Annotated in this window: 20 protein-coding genes and 1 pseudogene; 9 read left to right on the forward strand and 12 right to left on the reverse strand. The window is 64.0% G+C overall.

Annotation, left to right across the window (positions count from 1 at the left end):
• Positions 1 to 45: 45 nt before the first annotated feature.
• Positions 46 to 651, reverse strand: coding sequence for a TetR family transcriptional regulator (locus tag X726_RS161245; RefSeq protein ID WP_023668564.1), 606 nt, complete (start codon positions 649 to 651; stop codon positions 46 to 48).
• Positions 652 to 812: 161 nt separating this feature from the next.
• Positions 813 to 2453, reverse strand: coding sequence for an acyl-CoA synthetase (locus X726_RS161240; RefSeq protein ID WP_023668565.1), 1641 nt, complete (start codon positions 2451 to 2453; stop codon positions 813 to 815).
• Positions 2454 to 2643: 190 nt separating this feature from the next.
• On the opposite strand from X726_RS161240, the gene X726_RS161235 reads away from it, so the two are divergent.
• The 5 genes and pseudogenes from X726_RS161235 (at position 2644) to X726_RS01000000166695 (ending at position 6864) form a co-directional block, all read left to right on the forward strand.
• Positions 2644 to 3615 (forward strand): sugar-binding transcriptional regulator, encoded by a 972-nt coding sequence (locus X726_RS161235; RefSeq protein WP_023668566.1) that lies wholly within the window; start codon positions 2644 to 2646, stop codon positions 3613 to 3615.
• 94 nt (positions 3616 to 3709) lie between these two features.
• On the forward strand, positions 3710 to 5764 hold the full coding sequence (locus X726_RS161230) for a bifunctional aldolase/short-chain dehydrogenase (protein ID WP_023668567.1): 2055 nt from the start codon (positions 3710 to 3712) through the stop codon (positions 5762 to 5764).
• 208 nt (positions 5765 to 5972) lie between these two features.
• Positions 5973 to 6313 (forward strand): annotated as a pseudogene (locus X726_RS1000000171505) (D-alanine--D-alanine ligase A); the annotation flags it as partial.
• Between the two features lie 94 nt (positions 6314 to 6407).
• On the forward strand, positions 6408 to 6668 hold the full coding sequence (locus X726_RS161225; RefSeq protein ID WP_023692171.1) for a type II toxin-antitoxin system ParD family antitoxin: 261 nt from the start codon (positions 6408 to 6410) through the stop codon (positions 6666 to 6668).
• Complete coding sequence (locus X726_RS01000000166695) at positions 6661 to 6864, forward strand: type II toxin-antitoxin system RelE/ParE family toxin (RefSeq protein ID WP_023668570.1); 204 nt, start codon at positions 6661 to 6663, stop codon at positions 6862 to 6864. The genes X726_RS161225 and X726_RS01000000166695 overlap by 8 nt, the downstream gene beginning before the upstream one ends.
• A gap of 155 nt (positions 6865 to 7019) precedes the next feature.
• On the opposite strand, the gene X726_RS161220 is transcribed toward X726_RS01000000166695, so the two are convergent.
• The 3 genes from X726_RS161220 to X726_RS161210 form a co-directional block, all read right to left on the reverse strand.
• Positions 7020 to 8072 carry a substrate-binding domain-containing protein gene (locus X726_RS161220; RefSeq protein WP_031214701.1) on the reverse strand — a complete coding sequence of 351 codons (1053 nt, stop codon included), beginning with the start codon at positions 8070 to 8072 and terminating at the stop codon, positions 7020 to 7022.
• A gap of 46 nt (positions 8073 to 8118) precedes the next feature.
• Positions 8119 to 9114 carry an ABC transporter permease gene (locus X726_RS161215; protein ID WP_023668572.1) on the reverse strand — a complete coding sequence of 332 codons (996 nt, stop codon included), beginning with the start codon at positions 9112 to 9114 and terminating at the stop codon, positions 8119 to 8121.
• Between the two features lie 74 nt (positions 9115 to 9188).
• Positions 9189 to 10700: a sugar ABC transporter ATP-binding protein gene (locus X726_RS161210; protein WP_023668573.1), complete on the reverse strand. Its 1512-nt coding sequence runs from the start codon at positions 10698 to 10700 to the stop codon at positions 9189 to 9191.
• A gap of 133 nt (positions 10701 to 10833) precedes the next feature.
• Between X726_RS161210 and mtnK the strand changes: the two genes are divergently transcribed.
• The 3 genes from mtnK (at position 10834) to fba (ending at position 14573) form a co-directional block, all read left to right on the forward strand.
• On the forward strand, positions 10834 to 12102 hold the full coding sequence (gene mtnK / locus X726_RS161205) for an S-methyl-5-thioribose kinase (protein WP_023668574.1): 1269 nt from the start codon (positions 10834 to 10836) through the stop codon (positions 12100 to 12102).
• Complete coding sequence (gene mtnA / locus X726_RS161200) at positions 12099 to 13193, forward strand: S-methyl-5-thioribose-1-phosphate isomerase (protein ID WP_023668575.1); 1095 nt, start codon at positions 12099 to 12101, stop codon at positions 13191 to 13193. Before mtnK ends, mtnA begins: the two co-directional genes overlap by 4 nt.
• 315 nt (positions 13194 to 13508) lie before the next feature.
• Entirely contained in the window at positions 13509 to 14573 is a 1065-nt protein-coding gene (fba, locus tag X726_RS161195; RefSeq protein ID WP_023687044.1) for a class II fructose-bisphosphate aldolase, read from the forward strand.
• A 160-nt stretch (positions 14574 to 14733) separates the two neighbouring features.
• Here fba and X726_RS161190 read toward each other — a convergent pair whose 3' ends face one another.
• From X726_RS161190 to X726_RS161170, 5 genes are all read right to left on the reverse strand, one after another.
• Positions 14734 to 15840: an isopenicillin N synthase family oxygenase gene (locus tag X726_RS161190; protein WP_023668577.1), complete on the reverse strand. Its 1107-nt coding sequence runs from the start codon at positions 15838 to 15840 to the stop codon at positions 14734 to 14736.
• Positions 15841 to 15977: 137 nt separating this feature from the next.
• Positions 15978 to 16634, reverse strand: a complete 657-nt coding sequence (locus X726_RS161185; protein WP_023668578.1) for a methionine ABC transporter permease — start codon at positions 16632 to 16634, stop codon at positions 15978 to 15980.
• Positions 16615 to 17703: a methionine ABC transporter ATP-binding protein gene (locus X726_RS161180; protein WP_023668579.1), complete on the reverse strand. Its 1089-nt coding sequence runs from the start codon at positions 17701 to 17703 to the stop codon at positions 16615 to 16617. The genes X726_RS161185 and X726_RS161180 overlap by 20 nt, the downstream gene beginning before the upstream one ends.
• A gap of 83 nt (positions 17704 to 17786) precedes the next feature.
• Complete coding sequence (locus tag X726_RS161175; RefSeq protein ID WP_023668580.1) at positions 17787 to 18641, reverse strand: MetQ/NlpA family lipoprotein; 855 nt, start codon at positions 18639 to 18641, stop codon at positions 17787 to 17789.
• A gap of 172 nt (positions 18642 to 18813) precedes the next feature.
• Positions 18814 to 19497 carry an SDR family NAD(P)-dependent oxidoreductase gene (locus tag X726_RS161170; RefSeq protein ID WP_023668581.1) on the reverse strand — a complete coding sequence of 228 codons (684 nt, stop codon included), beginning with the start codon at positions 19495 to 19497 and terminating at the stop codon, positions 18814 to 18816.
• A gap of 213 nt (positions 19498 to 19710) precedes the next feature.
• Here X726_RS161170 and X726_RS0134660 point away from each other — a divergent pair, with 213 nt between their 5' ends.
• Entirely contained in the window at positions 19711 to 20952 is a 1242-nt protein-coding gene (locus X726_RS0134660) for an anhydro-N-acetylmuramic acid kinase (RefSeq protein WP_023668582.1), read from the forward strand.
• Here X726_RS0134660 and X726_RS161165 read toward each other — a convergent pair.
• Together X726_RS161165 and X726_RS161160 are read right to left on the reverse strand one after the other, a co-directional pair.
• Positions 20949 to 21368 carry a GNAT family N-acetyltransferase gene (locus tag X726_RS161165; protein ID WP_023668583.1) on the reverse strand — a complete coding sequence of 140 codons (420 nt, stop codon included), beginning with the start codon at positions 21366 to 21368 and terminating at the stop codon, positions 20949 to 20951. The genes X726_RS0134660 and X726_RS161165 overlap by 4 nt on opposite strands.
• A gap of 60 nt (positions 21369 to 21428) precedes the next feature.
• Positions 21429 to 22275: MFS transporter (locus tag X726_RS161160; RefSeq protein ID WP_023668584.1), on the reverse strand; the 847-nt coding region annotated here is incomplete at its 5' end.

Here is a 22275-nt window from a genome sequence, read left to right on the forward strand (position 1 = left end):
ACTGGAGATGAACGGTCGACACCGGCGCCCGGCGGGCGGCGGCTATTACTTCAGAGCCTTGATCGCGTAATCGATGAGATCGTCGGGCATCGCCCGATTGGTCTTGGCAAGGCACTGCGCCACCATTTGCGGGTGGCACAGAATGACGGTGGCGGCGCCGAAGCAGCGCGATGCGATGACCGGATCCTGGTCGGCAAACTCGCCGGCCTCGATGCCCTCGCGGATGACCTCGGCAAACAGGTCGTGAATGCTGTCGATATGCTTGTCGATGACGCCCCAGTCGCGCTCGAGCGCGACGATGACCATTTCGTGGACCTTCTGGTCGTCGAGCATGACTTCCAGTGTCATCTTGTACTGCGCATGCACGTAGCGGCGCAGCCGCTCCTCGGCGCTGATCGGCAACCGGGAAATCTCGTAGGCCATGTTGTAGCTGGCGAGGAGCATGCGGCCGCAGACGGCCTGGTGGATTTCGACCTTGGAGGCGAAGAAACGGTAAATGTTGGCCGGCGACATGCCGAGTTCGCGGGCGATGTCGGCGACATTGGTCTTGCCGTAACCATAGTGCCGGAACAGGCGTTCGGCACAGTCGAGAATGCGAGTGACATTCTCCTGGCGGGTGGAGTCGGCCATTATGCTGGCGGCTTCGGACATGGCTCTCTGTCGATTAACGAGTGACGAATTTCAACTTTCGTCACTCGTAAATCGAAAAGAGGGAAGTGTCAATGCGAATTCGACGTACGCGTATAATTTGGTGACAGATGGTGACAGAGGGTGTGCGCGAACTCGACCTTGCGTGCCGTTGCGCTCTGGAACTAAGATCCGTTCGCCATTTCCCGCAGCTGAAACTTCTGGATCTTCCCCGTCGATGTCTTCGGGATCTCGGCAAAAATCACCGCCTTCGGCACCTTGAAGCGGGCGAGCAGCGCGCGGCAGTGTTCGATGATCTCGGCCTCGCTTGCCACCTTGCCGGGCTTCAGCTCGACATAGGCGACCGGCACCTCGCCCCATTTGTCGTCTGCCTTGGCGACGACGCCGCAGGACGCCACGGACGGGTGTTTGTAGAGGGCTTCCTCGACCTCGATCGATGAAATGTTCTCGCCGCCGGAGATGATGATGTCCTTGGAGCGGTCCTTGAGCTGGATGTAGCCGTCGGGATGCATGACGCCGAGGTCGCCGGAGTGGAACCAGCCGCCGGCGAAAGCCTCGTCGGTCGCCTTCCTGTTCTTCAGATAGCCCTTCATGACAATGTTGCCGCGGAACATGACCTCGCCGATGGTCTCGCCGTCGGCCGGCGTCTTCTGCATCGTCTCCGCGTCCATCACCGTCAGGCCTTCGAGTGCGGCATAGCGCACGCCCTGCCTGGCCTTTCTGGCGCTGCGTTCGCCCTTGTCGAGACCGTCCCAGGCGGTGTGCCATTCGTTGACGACCGCCGGGCCATAGGTCTCGGTCAGGCCGTAGAGATGGGTGACGGCAAAGCCGGCATCGGCCATGCCTGACAGCACGGCTTCCGGCGGCGGCGCGGCAGCGGTGTTGAAGGTAACGGTCTGCGGGAAGTGGCGCTTGTCCTCATCGCTGGCGTTGATGAGCACCGACATGACGACCGGCGCACCGCAAAGATGCGTCACGCCGTGGTCGGCGATGGCATCATAGATCGGCTTCGGCCGCACCCAGCGCAGGCAGACATGGGTGCCGGCCTGGACGGCCATTGTCCATGGGAAGCACCAACCATTGCAGTGGAACATCGGCAGCGTCCACAGATAGACGGCGTGCTTGGCCATGCCGGCATGGATGGTGTTGGTGTAAGCCATCAGGGCAGCGCCGCGATGGTGGTAGACGACGCCCTTCGGATTGCCTGTCGTGCCGGAGGTGTAGTTGAGCGAGATGGCGTCCCATTCGTCGTCGGGCATCGACCAGGCGTAGCCCTGGTCACCGCCGGCGACGAACGCCTCATAGTCGATCGCGCCGATGCGCTCGCCCTTGGGATAGGGTGCATCGGCGGCATAGTCGGGATCGTCATAGTCGATGACCAGCGGCTTCACCTTGGCCAGTGCCAGTGCCTGTTTGACGACAGCAGCGAATTCGCGGTCGACGATGAGCACCTTGGTCTCGGCATGGTCGAGCTGGAACGCGATGACGGCGGCATCGAGCCTTGTGTTGAGCGAATGCAGCACCGCTTTGGCCATCGGCACGCCGAAATGCGCCTCCAGCATGGGGGGCGTGTTGGACAGCATGACGGTCACCGTATCACCCTTGCCGATGCCGCGCTTCGACAGCGCCGAGGCCAGCTTCAGCGAGCGCCGCCAGAAGGTGCGATAGGTGATGCGCTGGCTGCCATGGATGATGGCGACATGATCGGGATAGGTGCTTGCCGCCCGCTCCAGATGAGTGAGCGGCGTCAGCGGCTGATGGTTGGCGGCGTTCTTGCCGAGATCCTGCTCGTAGGGACTGCCCATCCCGTGCTCCCCGAATTTTCATTGTTGAGAACTTCTAACCACAGGTTCCCGCCACGTCACCATCGGCGATTCCCGACCGGGCACATTTGGCGCAATGATCGTCCAGATTCGATGGGCAAAGAGGTATCGTGTACCCACGCCAGTTTGACTTTTGTCGAGAGCCGTGAATAATGTCAGCCGAGGAGACGGCATGGCGATCCGACCGGCAGAACAGCTTATCCACAAGGCCGCATGGCTCTATTATGCCCATGGCCTGCGCCAGGACCAGGTCGCCAGCCAGCTTAACATCTCCCGCGCCTCGGTCGCCATGTATTTGCGCAAGGCGCGCGAGACCGGCATCGTCAACATCTCGACCTCGACGCAGCTGTTCACCGACGACGTGCTTGCGCGCCAGCTCGAGGACGCGCTCAAGCTTGATGCGGTGTGGATCGCGCCGGAGAATGCCTATGTCGTCGACCCTTCGACGGACGTTGCGGTGCTGGCGGCGGGCGTCTTTCTCGAACTGGTCAAGAAGGGCGACCGGATCGGCGTCGCCTGGGGCCGCACCGTCTACACCATCGCCGACGTCATGTCCTATGCCGACCTGCAGGACGTCACCGTTGTGCAGCTCTGCGGCAATCTCGGCGCGCCCTACTCCTACCGTCCCGACCAGTGCACGATGGAGATCGCCCGGCGGCTCAACGCCAAGGGCCTCAATTTCTACGCGCCGCTGGTGCTGACGACGGAATTGCTGGCGCATGGGCTGCGCGCCGAACCGGTGATCCGCGAACAACTGGCCGATATTGCAAACTGCGATCTGGCGCTCTATTCGGTAGGCACGGTCGATGGCGACAGCCATGTCGTCAAATGCGGCGCGCTCAGCCCCGGCGAGATGGGGCTGTTGCGCGAAGCGGGCGCCGCCGGCGTCGTTGCCGGCCAGATCATCGATGCCGCCGGCAAGGCGCTCGACTGCAGCTACAACCGCCGCGTCATCTCGGCCTCGCTGTCGTCACTGCGCCAGATCGAAAAGCGGCTGATGGTGGTGCAGGAAGACAGCAAGTTCGAACCGCTGCTCGCCGCGCTCGCCGGCGGGCTCTGCACGCATCTCGTCGTCGGCGCCAGCATGGCGCGGCGGCTGCTCGACCATGCCGGAGCCAGTGCGGGGGCAAAAAAGGCTTCCTGACCAACGAAATCCCAGCAGCCGGCGCATTGTCATCAAGGCGTCGCGGTACTCCTGTTCACAGCAACATCAAAGACAGCAAAGCGGACATAGCGACTTGAAGAACCTTTGGAATGACGGCGACGCGGAAAGACTGGTTGCCGACTATGCGAAAAAGGGCATTGCCCGCGACCTCGCGCTGCGCGTCTACACGACCCGGCTGCTCGGCGGCGAGCCGCGGCTGGTGCTGCATGGCGGCGGCAACACCTCCTGCAAGACCAAGGCCACCGATCTCGTCGGCGACGAATGGGATGTGCTGTGCGTCAAGGGCAGCGGCTGGGACATGGGTGTGATCGAGCCGCAAGGCCTGCCGGCGGTCAAGCTCGGCGCGCTGCTGAAGGCGCGTGCGCTGGCCAGCCTCGCCGACGAGGACATGGTGGCGCTGCAGCGGGCGAACCTCATCGACCCCGCCTCCCCCAATCCATCGGTCGAGACGCTGCTGCACGCCTTCCTGCCGCATAAATTCGTCGACCACACGCATTCGACCGCGATCCTCGCCATCGTCGACCAGGCGGACAGCAAGCCGCTGATCAAGACCGTGTTCGGCGACAAGATGGGGTACGTGCCCTACATCAAGCCGGGCTTCGACCTCGCCAAGGTGGCCGCCGATGTCTACGACGCCGACCCCAGCGTCGAAGGCCTGATCCTCGACAAGCATGGCATCTTCACCTTCGGCGACGATGCCAGGCAGGCTTACGACCGGATGATCCACTATGTGAACGTGGCCGAGGACTATGTCGCCAAGCACGGCAAGCCGCAGCCGGCCAAGGTCACGCTGCCGGCAAAGCTGGCGACGCCCGCGGCAATCGCGCCCATGCTGCGCGGCGCGGTGGCGGTATCGCGTGGCGAAGGCCGCTTCGATCGCATGATCAGCGACTTCCGCACCTCGGATGCCATTGTCGATTTCATCAATTCGGCCGGCATCGCCGACTATGCCGCACGCGGTGTGTCGACGCCGGACCTGTCGATCCGCATCAAGACCGGGCCGATGGCAGTTCCGGCGCCAGACGCCGACAAGGCCGGCGACTACAAGGCCGTCATCAAGAGCCATGTCGAGGCCTTCGCCAGCGACTATCGCGCGTATTTCGAAACCAACGACGCGCTGGACGACGTCGAGCGCACCATGCTCGACCCGATGCCGCGGCTGACGCTGGTGCCGGGCCTCGGCATGTTCGGCCATGGCCGCACGCTGAAGGATGCGAAGATCGCATCTGATGTCGGCGAGATGTGGATCGAGGCGGTGCGCGGCGCCGAGGCCGTCGGCAGCTTCCATCCTCTATCGAAGGCCGACCTCTTCCCGCTGGAGTACTGGTCGCTTGAGCAGGCCAAGCTCGCCTCCAACAAGCCGAAGCCGCTGACCGGCCAGGTGGTGCTGATCACTGGCGGCGCCGGCGCGATCGGTGCTGCGACGGCAAAACTGTTCGCCGCCAATGGCGCGCATGCCGTCGTCGTCGATCTCGATGCGGCCAGGGCGGCCGAGGCGGCAAAGGCAGCCGGCAACAATTCGATCGGCGTCGGCGCCGACATCACCAACCCGGCCGAGCTGCGCGCCGCCTTCGACAAAGCTGTCGCTGTCTATGGCGGCGTCGACATTCTGGTCTCCAACGCCGGTGCCGCCTGGGAAGGCCGCATCGGCGAGCTCGACGATGCCCTGCTGCGCAAGAGTTTCGAGCTCAACTTCTTCGCCCACCAGTCGGCGGCGCAGAACGCGGTGCGCATCATGCTGGAACAGGGCACCGGCGGTGTGTTGTTGTTCAACACCTCCAAGCAGGCGGTCAACCCGGGTCCGAAATTCGGCGCCTATGGTGTGCCGAAGGCGGCGACGCTATTCCTGTCCCGGCAATATGCGCTCGACTACGGCGCGCACGGCATCCGCTCCAATGCGGTCAACGCCGACCGCATCCGCTCCGGCCTGTTGACCGACGCCATGATCGCCAGCCGTTCCGGCGCGCGCGGCGTGTCGGAGAAGGAATACATGTCGGGCAATCTGCTCGGACAGGAGGTGACGGCAGAAGACGTGGCGCAGGCCTTCCTGCACCAAGCATTGGCCGAACGCACCACCGCCGATGTGACGACGGTCGACGGTGGCAACATCGCCGCAGCGCTGCGCTAGACATAGACCTGGAGCGGTTCATCGTTCACCAAAACGACGAACCGCTCTCCCACCTGAAGGACTCCAGGCGGAGAACTGCTTTTTCAGGTCGTGCTGAAAAACTGCTCGAACTGGTCAAAATCCACTCCAATCCTTGGCCTATTGCTCGACCACTTTAGGGCGCGCCTTGTGTTTCGCATGCGAGCTCCGACCCTGATCCTTGGTGGAGTTGTCGATGGCTGCGAAGAGACTTCGTGTCGGCGTGCTGTTCGGCGGGCGCTCCGCCGAGCATGAGGTTTCGCTGCTTTCGGCAACCATGTCATGCGTACTCTGGATCGGCGAAATACGACTCCGTTCCCGCCTTCGTCACCCGCGAAGGCCAATGGCTGCTGAGCGATTTCAAGGACGGCGCGCTGGCGACACCGTCTGATGGGACGCAGCTTTGCCTGCCGCCGGGCGGGCATGGCGGATGCTGGCGATCCCGCCAAGGGCGCCGCATGGCCTGCCTGCCATCGAATATGGTGTTCCGGTGCTGCACGCCTGCATGGCGAGGACGGCGCGGTGGCTGGTGCGCGTCGGGCGGTCATGATGCAGGGGCAGATTCCTAACAGATATTGTTAGATCTTGTTGGCTGCATTATAATGTGGGTATGAAAAACGAACCTATGCGCACCCTCACCATATCCCTTACCGCGCAGCAGATAGCTCGCCTGCAAAGCGCTATCGAAGGTGGCGGTTATGCTTCCAACAGCGAGATTGTCCGCGACGCCCTGCGCTTATGGGAGCAGCGCGAGGAATTGCGCACGCTCGAACTCCAGCACTTGAAGCGGGCCTATGCCGACGGGATGGGCAGCGGCAAGCCAGTGGCTGTCGACCCCACCGAGTTCATCGGCAGCCTGAAGGCAGAACGCCGCGCCCGTGGCTAGCCATCGGCTCACACCGCGCGCTTCGCAGGATTTGCGAGACATCTGGCACACCATCGCCGCCGACAATGAAAAGGCAGCAGACAGACTGTTGATGCGCATTTTCGAAAGACTGGAGCTGGCGGCGCAGCACCCCAAGATGGGCAGCGCACGGCCCGAGTTAAGCGCAACGGCCCGCGTGCTCGTCGAAGACCGCTAAATCATCATCTACGAGCCGCAGCCCGATGGTGTTATCGCTGTGGCGATTGTCCACGGGATGCGCGATCCAGACCATTGGTTGTAGGCCGGCAGGCTTACCATCAATATGAAAAGAGCGGCCCATAGCCGCCCTTCGCATCTATCAGACGACCGATCCTACTTCGCGTTCGGGTTCGGCATCCAGGCCGGCATGGCGACATCGGCATGGGCGAATTGCGGCAGCTTGGCCGACAGGTCCTCCATGTTCTTGATGTCCTTGTCGATCAGATCCTTCTGGGTGATCAGCGTCGGCGGCACGATGACGTTGTGGCCGGGATCTTCACCGGCGAGCAACTGCGCCAGCGCACGCACCGAGACCTGGCCGACGACGGCCGGGTTGGTGGCGGCGGTCGCTGCCCAGGCACTGTCGGTTTCGCGCATCGCCGCGATATCGGAGGTCGAGATGTCGGCTGAGTAGATCTTGATCTTCTTGTTCAGCCCCGCTTCGTCGACGGCGATCTTCACACCCTTGGCGAACTCGTCATAGGGCGCGAACATCACATTGATGTCGGGATGCGCCTGCAGCACCGAGCGCGCCTGGTTGGCGACCGAGTTGGCGATCGGGTTGTCGAGCGTGCCGAACATCGCGACTTCCTTGATGCCGGCATGTTTCTTCTTCACGTCGACCCAGGTCTCGTTGCGGCGGTCGAGCGGCGCGATGCCAGCGACATAGACATAGCCGGCGTTCCAGCTCTCGCCATTGTCCTTGACCGCCTGCTCGAGCGCCAGACGCGCCAGGTCCTTGTCGGACTGTTCGATCTGCGGGATCTTGGGGTTTTCGACATTGACGTCGAAGGCGACGACCTTGATGCCGGCATCGACCGCGCGCTGGGCGGCGTCCTTCATCGATTCCGTCAGCCCGTGCTGGATGATGATGCCATGCACGCCGAGTGCGATGGCCTGGTCGACCATGTCGGATTGAAGGGCGGCGTCCTGGCGGCTGTCGAGCACGCGCAGGTCGATGCCGAGCGCCTTGGACTGGGACTCGACGCCCGAGAGATAGGCCTGGAAGAAATCGCCGGTCGAGAGATAGCGCACCAGCGCGATCTTGACGCCGGGCTTGTCGAACGGCGCCGGCTTGTCGGCGGCAAAGGCCGGGACCTGCATCAGCATTGTTGCGCCGGCCAATCCGAGCGCGACCTTCCCCAAAAGTCGTCTTGTGATGTTCACGTTCTTTCCTCCGTTTGTTGAACCCAAAACTGTCCCGGCAGCCATTCTATCTCCTGCCCCGGCCGGAAAGGGCGAAGGTAAAGACAAGGGCGACGACGAGAACCACGCCCTTGACGAAATCCTGCGTGTAGTAAGGTGCGTTCATCATCGTAAGGCCTTGCAGCAGGATGCCGACGAACAGCGCGCCGATGGCGGTGCCGAAGGCGTTCGGCTTGGCGGCGCCGAGCACCGCGTAGCCGATCAGCGCCGCGGCAACCGCATCGAGCAGCAGATTATTACCCGACGCGATGTCACCGCGTCCAAGCCGTGCCGCCAGCAAAATCCCGCCGATCGAGGCAAAAACTCCTGAAATGACGTAGGCCCAGATTTTGTATGCCTTGACAGGCGCGCCGGCGAGTTCGGCGGCCCGTTCATTGCTGCCCACGGCATACATCATGCGGCCGAAGCGTGTGTATTCGAGGAAGAACCAGATCAGCACGGCGAGCACGATCAGCACGACCACCGAGACCGGAATGAGGTTCGGGATGAAGAAGTCGAAGCGGTGGCGGCCGAGCGCCAGGAAGGCGTCGGAGAATTTGCCGTTGGCGACCGAGCCGTCCGGCATTGTCATACCGGTGGCGATGGAGCGTCCTTCAGTCGGGATGCGCTGGAGGCCGACGAGCAGGAACATCATGCCGAGCGTCGCCAGCAGATCGGGCACGCGCATATAGACGATCAGCCAGCCATTGATGAGGCCGACAAGGGCGCCGATGAGCAGGCAGATGAGGACAGCGACGACAACGTTCTGCTCCAGCACCACCATGACATAGGCAGCCGCCATCATGGCCGATGTGGCAACCGAGCCGATCGAGAGATCGAAGCCGCCGACAACCAGTGTGGCAGTGACGCCCAGCGCCAGCACGCCGGTGATGGCGACCGACTGGAAAATGAAGACGGCACTTTGCGGCGAGACGAACCCGTCGGCGGCGATGGCGAAATACGCGATCAGCCCGAACAGAAGCACGATGAACCCATAGCGGATGGCGTAATCGCGCAGCGTCATTCAGCGCCCGCCGTCAATACCCAACTCAAACCCGTGCACTCCATTCCAACCCTCAGTTCTTCAATCATCGTGGCTCAGGCCGCACTGTGCAACGGCCCGCCCGCGACTTCGGCCAGCAGACGGTCGAGATCGACATCGGCGTTGCGGTGTTCGCCGACGATGGTCTGCTCGGACATCACCAATATGCGATCGGCCGTCTCCAGTGCCTCGTCGAGTTCGGTGACGAACAGCAGCGTGGCGCGGCCATTGGCGCTGGCCCTCAGCTTGGCGGCGATGTCGCGCCTGGCGGAGATATCGACGCCCTGGAACGGTTCGTCGAGAATGAACAATCGGGCGTCCTGCGCCATCCAGCGGGCCACCATCACCTTCTGCTGGTTGCCGCCCGACAGAGTGGTCATCTCGTCCTTCTCCGAGCGGCAGACGATGCCGAGATCCTCGATCTCCCGGCGGGCAATAGTGCGTTCAAGGCCGCGTTTGAGAACTGAAAAGCGCGACATGCGCTTGTGGAAGGGCAGGCTGATGTTTTCCTGGATGTTGAAGCCGCCGACGATGCCGTTTTCGCCACGGTCCTTGGCGATCAGAAACACGCCGGCGGCGATGGCTTCGCCGGTCGACGCGGGCGCATAGGGCTTGCCATATAAAGTCATCGTGCCGGACAGCGGCTTGCGCAGGCCGAACAGCATCTCGGCGAGCGCCGTCTTGCCGACGCCGACGAGGCCGGTAATGGCAACGACCTCGCCGTCGCCGAGCGTCAGCGAGAATGGCCGGGCACCAGGGGCGATGCGGAAGGCATCGACGGTCAGGATCGGCTCGGCAGAACTCCTGGCTTCGATGCGGTCAAGATGGATCTTGCGGCCGAGCATGGCGTTAACGGCGCCCTCATAGTCGAGAGGCTTGCTGTCGAAGACGCCTGAGATGACGCCATCGCGCATCGAGACGATGCGGTCGGCCAGCCGCCTGATATCCGACATGCGATGCGAGATGTAGAGGATGGCGACGCCCTGCTCGCGCAAGCGGTCGAGCAGCGCAAACAGCCGGTCGGCCTCGGCGCTGGACAGCGACGAGGTCGGCTCGTCGAGGATCAGCACTTTCGGCTGGTGCGCCATGGCGCGCGCGATGGCCACCATCTGGCGATCGGCCAGCGACAGGTCGCTGATGCGGGCCTTGAGGTCGATGGCGAGCCCCATGCGGTCGGCCACCGCTTTGGCTTCGCGGCGCACCCGGCCGGGGTTGAACAGCAGCGGCGCGCCCTTGCCGCTCAGCCGGTCGAGCGTCAGATTGGTGGCGACATCGAGATCGGCGACGACGCCGTCATTGATGTTTTGGTGCACGGTAACGACACCGGCGCGGATCGCCTCTGCCGGCGTGTTCGGCGCAAAGTTGCCGCCAGCGAGGTGCATGATGCCGCCGTCATGGTCGTAGACGCCGCTGATGATTTTGACGAGGGTGGACTTGCCGGCGCCGTTGGCGCCCATCAGCACAGTGATCTCACCGGCATTCAATTCGAGCGAGACGCCGCCAAGCACCTCGATATGGCCGAAGGATTTCCTCAGCCCGTCCACGCGGAACACGGCATCATTGCCCATTCGTTCCTCCCTGACGATGACGCTATGGGCTACGTGATCAATTGTCAACTCGATTGACAATTGCCAGTCAGCTTCCTAGCTTGGCCTCACCGCCATCCACTATGATTGGAGCGAGCAAGCGGGAGGGTGAGGAATGACTGCGAAATTGCCGTTTGAAGCACTGTCGGTGGAGACGCTTGCAACGCGCCTCGGTACGAACGAAGCGCTGTGCGCCAAAATCGGCAAGGGCCCTTGGAAGGTGCGCGAGGTCGGCGACGGCAATCTGAACCTCGTCTTCATCGTCGAAGGCGGCTCGGGTGCGGCCGTGGTCAAGCAGGCCCTGCCCTATGTTCGCCTCGTCGGCGACAGCTGGCCGTTGCCGCTCAAACGCTCCTTCTTCGAGTATCACGCGCTGACGCGGCAAGAGGCGCGCGCGCCGGGCTCGGTGCCGGCGATCCTCCATTTCGACGAAGCCCAGGCGCTGATCATCATGGAATATCTGGCGCCGCCGCACATCATCCTGCGCCGTGCCCTGATCGACGGCCGCGAGTTGCCAAATATCGCCCGCGACATCGGCCTGTTCATGGCCCGCACTTTGTTCCGCGGCTCTGATCTCTCCATGCCCACCAAGGACCGCAAGGCCGACCTGGCGCTGTTTGCCGACAATGTCGAGCTCTGCGGCATCACCGAAGACCTGGTGTTTTCCGACCCATATTTCGATGCCAAGCTGAACCGGCATACGTCGCCGCAACTGGACGGCCTGGTTGCCGAACTGCGTGCCGACCGCGACCTCAAGGTCGAAGCGCAGCGGCTGAAGCATATCTTCGCCGCCAATGCCGAGACGCTGCTGCATGGCGACCTGCATTCGGGCTCGATCATGGTCACCGACACCGAGACGCGGATGATCGATCCGGAATTCGCCTTCTACGGTCCGATGGCCTTCGACGTCGGCATGCTGCTCGCCAATTTCTGGATGTCCTACTTCTCGCAGCGCGGCCATGAACAGAAGGGCAAGCGTGACGCCATGCGTGCCTATCTGCTCGGGGTGACCAACGACACCTGGACGGTGTTCCGCGCCGAGTTCTCGCATCTATGGCGCACCGAGCGCACCGGCATGCTTTACCAGAAGAGCCTGTTCGAGGATCAGGGCGACATTCTCGCCTCGGAGCAGGCGCTCGACCATGTGCTGCACCAGATCTGGACCGACCTCTTGGGCTTTGCCGGCATCGAGGTGCACCGGCGCATCCTCGGCCTCGCCCACAATGCCGATTTCGAGACCATCGAGGACGAGGATCTGCGGGCCTCCTGCGAGGCCAAGGCGCTGAAATTCGGCCGTCACATCGCCGTCAACCGGCGCCAGATTCACGGCATGGACGAGGTTAATAATCTGGCCGCTTTGATCGAACGGGAGAGCAGGATTTGAACGTCGGCGAGCGCCACTACCGCACCATCTGGCTGAGCGACGACCAGCGTTCGGTCGAGATCATCGACCAGCGCTGGCTGCCGCACGAGTTCCGGGTCGAGACGATCGGGAGCGTTGCCGGCATCGCCACCGCGATCCGCGACATGTGGGTTCGTGGCGCGCCGCTGATCGGCGTCACCGCGGCCTACGGCGTCGCCATCCAGATGGCGGACGATCCGTCTGACGAAGCGCTCGACGCGGTCTGGGAGACGCTGCACAAGACGCGGCCGACTGCGATCAATCTACGCTGGGCGCTGGACGAGATGCGGCGGTTCCTCAGGCCGATCGTATTGGGACAGCGCGCGGAGGCGGCCTATAAGCGCGCTGCCGAAATCGCCGACGAGGATGTCGATCTCAATCGCGCCATCGGCGAGAACGGGCTTGCCATCATCAAGGAGATCGCGGCACGCAAGAAGCCGGGCGAGCCGGTCAACATCCTCACCCACTGCAACGCCGGTTGGCTGGCGACGGTCGATTACGGCACCGCCACGTCGCCGATCTATCTCGCCGTCGAGGCCGGCATTCCGGTCCATGTCTATGTCGACGAGACGCGCCCGCGCAACCAGGGCGCCCAGCTGACCGCCTGGGAGATGGCCGGCCACGGCGTGCCGCACACGCTGATCGTCGACAATGCCGGCGGCCATCTGATGCAGCGTGGCGCGGTCGACATGGTGATCGTGGGCACCGACCGCACCACGGCCAATGGCGACGTCTGCAACAAGATCGGCACCTATCTCAAGGCGCTCGCCGCCTCCGATAATGAGGTGCCCTTCTACGTCGCTCTGCCCTCGCCGACCATCGACTGGACAGTGGGTGATGGCCTCACCGAAATCCCGATCGAGGAACGCTCCGGTGACGAGGTGTCGCTGGTCTGGGGCAAGACGGCGGACGGCAAGATCGCGCAGGTTCGGGTTTCGCCCGAAGCGACGCCGGCGGCCAATCCGGCGTTTGATGTGACGCCGGCACGGCTGGTGACGGGGCTGATCACCGAGCGCGGTGTGGCCAAGGCTTCGCGCGAAGGGTTGAAGGCGATGTTCCCCGAACGCGGATAATCTCCCCCCTTGAGGGGGAGATGTCGCCAAAGGCGACAGAGGGGTCGGCGCGTCCTGACGCGACCTCCCAGCACCGACAGATGATGCTAGCGCTCCAGTCGAACCGACCCCCTCTGGCCTGCCGGCCATCTCCCCCTCAATGGGGGAGATTAGCGCCTCACCGGCTGGCTACCGGATTTCAGCCCTGCAACAAGAATTGCGGCCTCGATGGCCGCTGACGGTTGCGGTTCTGGCGAAATCCGGCCAGAAGCATCTAGGCCGGCAATCGGCCGGCCCGCGACGTTGCGCTTGAAACCAGATACGGGAGACTATTGGGTGGCTCGCATAACACTGAGACAATTGCTCGATCACGCCGCCGAGTACGGCTACGGCGTACCCGCTTTCAACATGAACAATATGGAACAGGGCCTCGCCATCATGGAGGCGGCCGAGGAGACCAAGTCGCCGGTCATCCTGCAGGCCAGCCGCGGCGCCCGCGCCTACGCCAATGATGTGGTGCTGGCCAAGCTGATCGACGCGCTGGTCGAAATCCACCCCGACATTCCGGTCTGCATGCATCTCGACCACGGCAACAACGAAGCCACCTGCGTCACCGCCATCCAGTACGGCTTCACCTCTGTCATGATGGACGGCTCGCTGAAAGAGGACGGCAAGACGCCGGCCGACTATGCCTACAATTCCGGCATCACCCGGCGCGTCGTCGACATGGCGCATTGGGGCGGCGTGTCGGTGGAAGGCGAGATCGGTGTGCTCGGTTCGCTTGAGAGCGGCGGCGGCGAGCAGGAGGACGGCCACGGCGTCGAAGGCGCCATCAGCCACGACCAGCTCTTGACCGATCCGGAACAGGCGGTCGAGTTCGTCAAGGACACCCATGTCGATGCGCTGGCAGTCGCCATGGGCACCAGCCACGGCGCCTACAAATTTTCGCGCAAGCCAGACGGCGCGGTGCTGGCGATGAACGTCATCGAGGAAATCCACCGCCGCCTGCCCAACATGCATCTGGTGATGCACGGCTCGTCCTCAGTGCCCGAGGACCTGCAGGAAATCATCAATAGATATGGCGGCCAGATGAAGCCGACCTGGGGCGTGCCGGTGGAAGAGATCCAGCGCGGCATCAAGCACGGCGTGCGCAAGATCAACATCGACACCGACAACCGCATGGCGCTGACCGGCGCCATCCGCAAGGTGCTTACCGAAAACCCGTCGGAGTTCGATCCGCGCAAATATTTGACGCCGGCCATGGCTGCGATGCGCAAGCTGTGCAAGGAGCGCTTCGAGCAGTTCGGCACCGCCGGCAACGCGCAGAAGATCAAGCCGCTGCCGGTGGCCGAGATGGCCAAGCGCTACAAGTCGGGGAGCCTTGATCCGAAGTTTGGGTGAAGTCCCCTGGCGCCTCTTCCTTCTCCCTTGTGGGGAAGAAAGAAGAGCTATTGACATAAAAAAGGCCGGGCGCGAAAGCGGCCCGGCCAAAAGAAGGTCAAGAACCTTCAGAGGGGAACACCGCTCGGTGGAATGGGAGGAAACCGCCGAACGATAATTCCTATATGCGCGTATTCGCCGCATATGGCGACGAACGGCTTTCTAAAACAACGCGAGATTCGGAAATTTCGTTCTCGTTTTGAAAGATTTCAGCCGGTGAGGCGTCGGTTTCCAGAAGATCGGCATAGTGCCGGCGCGCCACGTCGGGATGCGAGCGCAGGCGGCTCTTCAGCACATTGGTGCCGACATTGCGAAACAGCGGGTTGTCGGGATCGCTGGCCGGCCCCCGCGCCTCGGCCGCTACATCCTCGGGCAGGTCGAGCAGCGGAATCGTGGCGTCGAGCCGGGCGCTGAAGAAGAACGGGACCGAGACGCGCTCGACGCCGGCCGGCGGTGTCACCACACGGTGGACTGTCGCCCGGAGATAGCCGTTCGACGCCAGTTCGAGCAGTTCGCCGATGTTGACCACCAGCGTGTCGGGCAGCGGATCGACGTCGACCCAGGCGCCGTCATATTCGACCTGCAGCCCCTTGTTCTCGTCCTGCAGCAGAAGCGTCAGGAAACCGCCATCCTTGTGCGCGCCGACGCCCTGGTTGTCGCCGGTGGCGTCGCGGCCGGGGTAGCGCACGATCTTCATGCGATGGTTGGGCTCGGCCCGGTAGATCGGATCGAAGGCGTCCTCGGCCTGGTCGAGCGACAAAGCGAAGGCCCTAAGCAGCCGGATCGCCACCGCGGTCGCCTTGGCCTGCCATGCGAGCAGCGCCGGCTTCAGCTCGGGCAGCGTGGCCGGCCACTGGTTGGGCCCTTGCAGCCGCGTCCAGGCGGGCACGCCGGGGCCTTGTTCGATGGCCGCGCGTTCGACGCCGATGTCGAGCTGTTCGCGCCAGTCGGCCTTGCCTTTGGTCAGCTCGCCGCCGGCGCGCGTGTAGCCGCGGAACTGCGAGGACTTGACCATTTCAATTGCCAGTTTGTCGGCTTCCGGCAGGGCAAAGAAGCGGCGCGACGCGTCGAGCACTTCTGCGGTATCCGCAGCCGATATGCCGTGGCCGGCCAAATAGAAGAAGCCGACATCGCGCGCGGCCGTGCGCAGGTCGAAGAGAAACGTTCGCCGTTCCGAAGCGCCCTGCTCGAGGCGGCCGAGATCAAGCACGGGTACGATCCTGGGCATGGTCAAGCTCCTTGTTTCGCTGTCACGGTGGCACGCAGGCCGGTCCGATCAAAGCAACGCGCAATCCAATCTCGGCCCCGATAGAGAAAGCCGACGCTGCGTTTGGCAGCCTGCCGGCAAATAACGTTCGTGGCCGCTCATCCGCGCCGGTCCAGCCTGGCGACCAGCCGGTCGCCGACCCACTGGATGCCGCAAACGAGAATGATCAGCACAATGACCACGGCGACCATGACGCTGGTCTCAAAACGCTGGTAGCCATAGCGGATGGCGAGATCGCCGAGCCCGCCGGCACCGATGGCGCCGGCCATGGCCGAAGCGCCGATCAGCGTTACCAGCGTCACCGTGAAACCGGCGACGATGCCGGGCAAAGCTTCGGGCACCAGCACCTCGCGGATGATCGTCCAGCGGTTGCCGCCCATGGCGCGCGCCGCCTCGATCAGGCCGCGATCGACCTCGCGCAGCGACACTTCGGCGATGCGGGCATAGTAGGGCGTCGCCGCAATCGACAACGGCACGATCGCCGCCCAGGTGCCGATCGAGGTGCCGACGATCAGCCGCGTCACCGGGATCAGCGCCACCAGAAGGATGATGAAAGGCACCGAGCGGAAGCCGTTGATGACGGCGCCGAGCGCGCGGTTCACCCACAGGCTTTCGGCAATGCCGCCGCGCTCGGTGGCAATCAATGCCAGGCCGAGCGGCAGCCCGAAGACGAGCGAGATGAGGCCCGATGCCGCCGTCATCAGGACCGTCTCCCAGATCGAGCGCAGCAGAAGTTCAAACAGAACCGGCGACATGGCCAAGCACCTCCACCCGTGCGTCGCGGGCCTTCAGGAATGCGATTACTTTCGACAGATGTTTCGGATCGTTGCCCGCGACCGCAAGGAACAGCGTGCCGACCGGCTGCTGCTGGACATGGTCGATGCCACCATGGACGAGGCGGAACGGCCCCGGCACCGCCACCGCAAGATCGGACAGCAGCGGACCGCGCGCGGCCTCACCTGCGACGTCGACCCTGAGGATGAGCTCGGCGCCGCCTCCGGGAGCAAGCCGGCCGGCAATCTCGGCCGGCAGTTGCGGGCGGATGCCGCCGAGCAGGCTCCTGGTGATTTCGGAACGCGGCTCGGCAAAGACCGACCACACCGGGCCTTGCTCGACGATGCGCCCGGCATCGATCACCGCGACGCGGTCGGCGATCGAGCGGATCACCTCCATCTCGTGGGTGATGAGCAGGATGGTCAGGCCGAGCTGCCGGTTGATGTCTTTCAGCAAGGCCAGGATGGAGCGCGTCGTCTCCGGATCGAGCGCTGAGGTCGCCTCGTCGGACAGCAGCAGCGCTGGCCGCGCGGCCAGCGCCCTGGCGATGCCGACGCGCTGCTTCTGGCCGCCCGACAGCGAGGACGGATAGGCCTTCGCCTTCTCCGACAGGCCGACGAGGTGGAGCAATTCGGCGGCGCGCGCCAGCCGTTCGGCCTTTGGGCGGCCCTCGATCTTCAGCGGCAGCGCGACATTGTCCTCCACGGTCTTGGCCGACAGCAGATTGAAGTGCTGGAAGATCATGCCGATGCGACGCCGCAGCGGCTGCAATTCACGCTCGCCGAGCCGGCGGATCTCGCGGCCCTCGATGAAGACGTCGCCGGAGTCCGGCCGCTCCAGCCCGTTGAGGCAGCGGATCAGCGTCGACTTGCCGGCTCCGCTGCGGCCGATGATGCCGAGGATCTCGCCCTTCTTCACCGTCAGCGAGACGCCGTCGAGCGCAGGCGTCGCGCCAAAGCGGCGCTTGAGGTCGACGAGGCGTACGACATCTTCTTGCCCGGCCGATATATTGACCGGACCGGATGCCTCGGCCGTGACGTGCTGGTTCATCTCACTGTCCGTTTCAACGCTCGACAAATGCGACAGCGGCCCGCTCAACAGCGGGCCGCCTGCTCCTGACAACCAGGCGCCAATCAATAGGCGCTGATCCCGGTGCCCTTGTAGACCTTGTCGAACTCGGCCTTGACCGCCTCGTTCTGGTAGGACGCGACCAGCGTCTTCACCCACGCCTCGTTCTCGTTGCCGGATTTCACGGCGATGAAGTTGCGGTAGGGGTTGTCGGCCACTGGCTCCTGGGCGATGCGGTTGTCCGGGCCGAGACCGCTCTTCAGCGCCCAGTCGGTGTTGACGACAGCCGCGTCGAGATCCTCGACCGAGCGGCCGACAATGCCGGCGTCCAGTTCCTTGATGACGACCTTCTTAGGGTTCTCGGCAATGTCGGCGGTGGTCGCCAGGATGCCGGTGCCGTCCTTCAGCTTGATCACGCCTTCGTTCTGCAGAACGCGCAACGCGCGGCCCTCATTCGAGGGGTCGTTGGGCAAGCCGATGACGGCGCCTTCGGGCAGGTCGGCAACCTTGGTGTATTTCTTGGAGTAGAGGCCGATCGGCCAGACGCCGGTGTAGCCGACGCGCACGATGTGGTACCCTTGGGTCTTGATCTGGTTGTCGAGATAGGGCTGGTGCTGGAAGGCGTTGGCGTCGATCTCGCCGCGCTCGAGCGCCTCGTTGGGCTGGGTGTAGTCGTTGAACACCACGGTCTCGACGGTCAGGCCTTTTTCGGCGGCCTGGGCGACGACGACGCGCCAGACATCCTCATCCTCGCCGCTGATGATGCCGACCTTGATAGACTTCTTGTCCTCGGCGAAGGACGGCGTCGGCTGAGCCAGACCGGCAAGCGTGACGGCCGAGGCAAAAAGTGCCGCAAGGGCAGCTCGCCGGCTGATGGCTGAAAAAAGAAGAGAGCTGGAAGCGTTTCCGCGTTCGGACATTGTCGATCCCTCGTAATCCTGAAGTCATTGCGGCGAGGTGGAATACCAAGCCTTGACGACATCATCGGCAATGCTGCTTGCCGGATCAAAGAACCGCATTTCTTCTCAAACACGAAGCCGGGAATATTCTCTCAAAGATTTCGCAATTGCGAGAACGGTCACGCCGGACCGGTCAGAATGTCTCGACAAAGGGCCGCAGCTCGACCTCGAAGCTCCAGGCGCTGCGATGCTGGCGATGGGTCGCGAGATAGGTCTGCGCGATCGCATCGGGCGACAGCTGGCTGTCCGGTCGCTCGGGCTTCGTCCCGACCGGCTCGATCTGGCCGTCGATAATGAAATGGGCGACATGGATGTTCTTCGGGAAGAGTTCGCGCGCCATCGACTGAGCCAGACCGCGCAGGCCGAATTTCGGCATGGCAAAGCCGGCGGAGTTGGGAAAGCCCTTGATGCTGGCGGAGGCGCCGGTGAAAAGAATCGAACCGGAGCCGCGCGCAAGCAGCCGCCGCGCCGCTTGCTGGCCGACCAGGAAGCCGCCATAGGCGCCGACAAGCAAGGCTTGTTTGACCGCATCGGGATCGACCTCGGCGATCGGGCCGCGCGTGCGGCCGCTGGCATTGAAGACGGCAAGGGCCAGCGGGCCTTGCTTGTCGGCGGCGTCAAACAGGCCGGCGACGGAGGCCGGATCGGCGACGTCGGTTTCGACGGCCAGCGCGCCGGTTTCCCCGACCAGCGCCGCGAGTTTGGCCGTGTTGCGGGCGGCCAGCACCACACGATAGCCTTCCGTGGTGAGAAGGCGTGCCAAAGAGGCGCTCAGGCCCGCACCCGCGCCGGCGATCACTGCGACTTCGGATGCCATGTCGTTTCTCCTTGGCGATGACGTGTTCGTCTCATAGCTGGCGTCTTGAGCGGCGAGACGCAAGAACGGCGTTGCTCGATTTTCGCTGTTCGGTGAAAAACTCTGCCGGCAGGTTCGGAGCAATCGACCGCGGCCAGGGTCTTGCCTGGCGAGACAATCCGTCCGACAGGTGATTGCGTTGGAATCGCAAACGGTGTCGCAAGGGAGTCGACCGTGGAACCAATCTGGGCCGTCGGCCTGATGACCGGCACCGTGCTTGACGGCAATATCGACGTGGCGCTGATCAAGACCGATGGCGAGCGGATCGCCGATTTCGGCACCTATACGCTGGCCCCCTACCCCGCAGCGATCCGTGCCTTGCTGGAGGAGACGCTGCGTCAGGCCCGGGTGTGGAATTTCGACGGGCCCGAGCCGGCGATCTTTGCCGAAGCCGAGGAGGCGCTGACGCGGGCGCAGTCGGCGGCGGTGAAGGACCTTGTCGAAAGCTACGGCCTGACCATGGGCGATATCGGCGTGGTCGGCTTTCACGGCCAAACCAGATCGGAAGAGCANGAAGCCGAGGAGGCGCTGACGCGGGCGCAGTCGGCGGCGGTGAAGGACCTTGTCGAAAGCTACGGCCTGACCATGGGCGATATCGGCGTGGTCGGCTTTCACGGCCAAACCGTGCTGCATCGTGCCCCGCAACCCGGGCGGCGCGGCGATACGCGCCAGTTGGGCGATGGCGCGCTGATGCATTCCATTTTGGGCGCCAAGGTCGCCTATGATTTCCGCTCGGACGATGTGCGCGCTGGCGGCCAGGGCGCACCACTGGCGGCTGCCTACCACGCGGCGCTTTTGAGGGAAGCCGACGCCAGCGGGGACACCGCTGTGCTCAATCTCGGCGGTGTCGGCAACGTCACCTGGTGGGACGGCAAGGACAACATCGTCGCCTTCGACACTGGCCCGGCCAACGCACCGCTCAACGATTTCATCAAGGCAAACGGCCTCGGCGAGATGGACCGCGACGGCGCACTGGGCGCGGCCGGCACCGTCGATGAAGTGCGGCTGGCCAAATTGCTCCAGCATCCGTATCTGACCAAGCCCTATCCGAAATCGCTCGACCGTTTCGACTTCGGCGCCGCCATGGCCGACGGCCTCAGCGCAGAGGATGGGGCGGCGACGCTGACGGCCTTCACCGTCTCGGCCGTCGGCAAGGCGCTCGATTTGTTGCCGCGCCGGCCGAAGCGCCTAGCAGTCAGTGGCGGCGGCCGCCGCAACCCGACGATGATGGCGATGCTGGCGAGGCGCGCCAACGTCGAGGTGGTGCAGGCCGAGACACTGGGCTGGAAAGGCGATGCGGTGGAGGCCGAATGCTTTGCCTTCCTTGCCGTGCGCGTGCTGCGCGGCCTGCCGATCAGCTTTCCCAGCACCACGGGCGTGCCGCGGCCGATGCAAGGCGGGCGGCTGGCAGGTTAGAGCTTCTTCTGCAGGAAGATGCGGCTGCGGCCGATGGGAAAGTCAGGCAGCTCGCCGAAACGTCGGTAGCCTTGCCGCTCATAGACTTTGGCCGCTGTCGGATTGAACGTGTCGATCCAGGCGTTCTGGCAGCCCCGGGCGACTGCTTCGCGCTCGGCAGCGTCCAGCATGTCGCCGGCCATATGCTGGCCGCGCAGGCGTTCGTCGACCCACAGCCATTGCACATAGAGCCAGCCCCAGGCGGTGTATCCCGAAATGCCGGCGACGACAGCGCCGTGCTCGTCACGAACGAAGACCGCGATCGGCTTGCGGCCGGAGGGGCCGACATCGCCGTCATTGAACGCCGTCAGCCGCTCGGCCAGGAAGGCGAGGTCGTCTGACGAGGGGTCGGCAGTGGTTTCAAGCGTCGTCTTCATCCGGGCGGGGCTCGCATGGCTAGCCAAGGTCTAGCGAAGGACGGGATGAGGACGCAAGCTTTACGGCTTGATGGGCGGAGGCGGCCGCCATGACCCCGCTGCTGCCGCAACCAGCATCAGCACGGCGGCGACGATCGCGCAGATGGCAAAGCCGAATGTCGAATAAAGCGGCCCGAAGCTGGTGGTGCCGATGAAGACGGCGAGGTAGGTGACCGAACTGTTCAGGCCCATGATGGTGCCACGGCGCGACGGATCGAGCGCGGTAAGGCGCATCACCAGCACGTTCAGGCCGAAATGATTGGCAAGGCCCCATATGGCGATCATAGCCAGGATCAGCACGAAATTGCTGCTTGCGAGCGCGATGGCGACATAGACGACGGCGACCAGCAGATAGGCGAAGGGCATGACGCGCCGCGCGCCGATGCGGTCGATGACGCCGTCGAGGAAGGCCGCGGCGCCGAAGCCGGCGCCATAGGCGAGCGCGGCCAGCGCATTGGCGCTGACGGGCTCGCCCAGATCCTGGTGCAGATGATCGCCGAGATAGCCGTAGACGCCGTAAAAAGCGGTCATGAAGGCGGTGCAGGCGATGAGCAACGGCACGATCCCCGGAATGGCCAGCGCAACGAACGGCGACGGCGCCGGGCCGCTCTTCCTGACGTCGCTGAGCGAGGTCATCGACAAGGCAGCAAGCGCAATGGCGGAAAGCACCGCGACGGCGGCGAAGACGGCGCGCCAGTGCACGAGATCGGCAAGCACGGCCGACAGCGACACGCCGGCCACCATGGAGACCGTCCAGCCGGTCAGCACGACGCCGATCGTGCCGCTTTCGCGGCCGGGCGGCGCAATTGCCGCTGCACTGGCATAGATGGCCGGCATGGCGACGCCGGCGGCGATGCCGGCGACGGCC

This window comes from Mesorhizobium sp. LSJC285A00, from assembly GCF_000503155.1.
Lineage (GTDB): Bacteria > Pseudomonadota > Alphaproteobacteria > Rhizobiales > Rhizobiaceae > Mesorhizobium.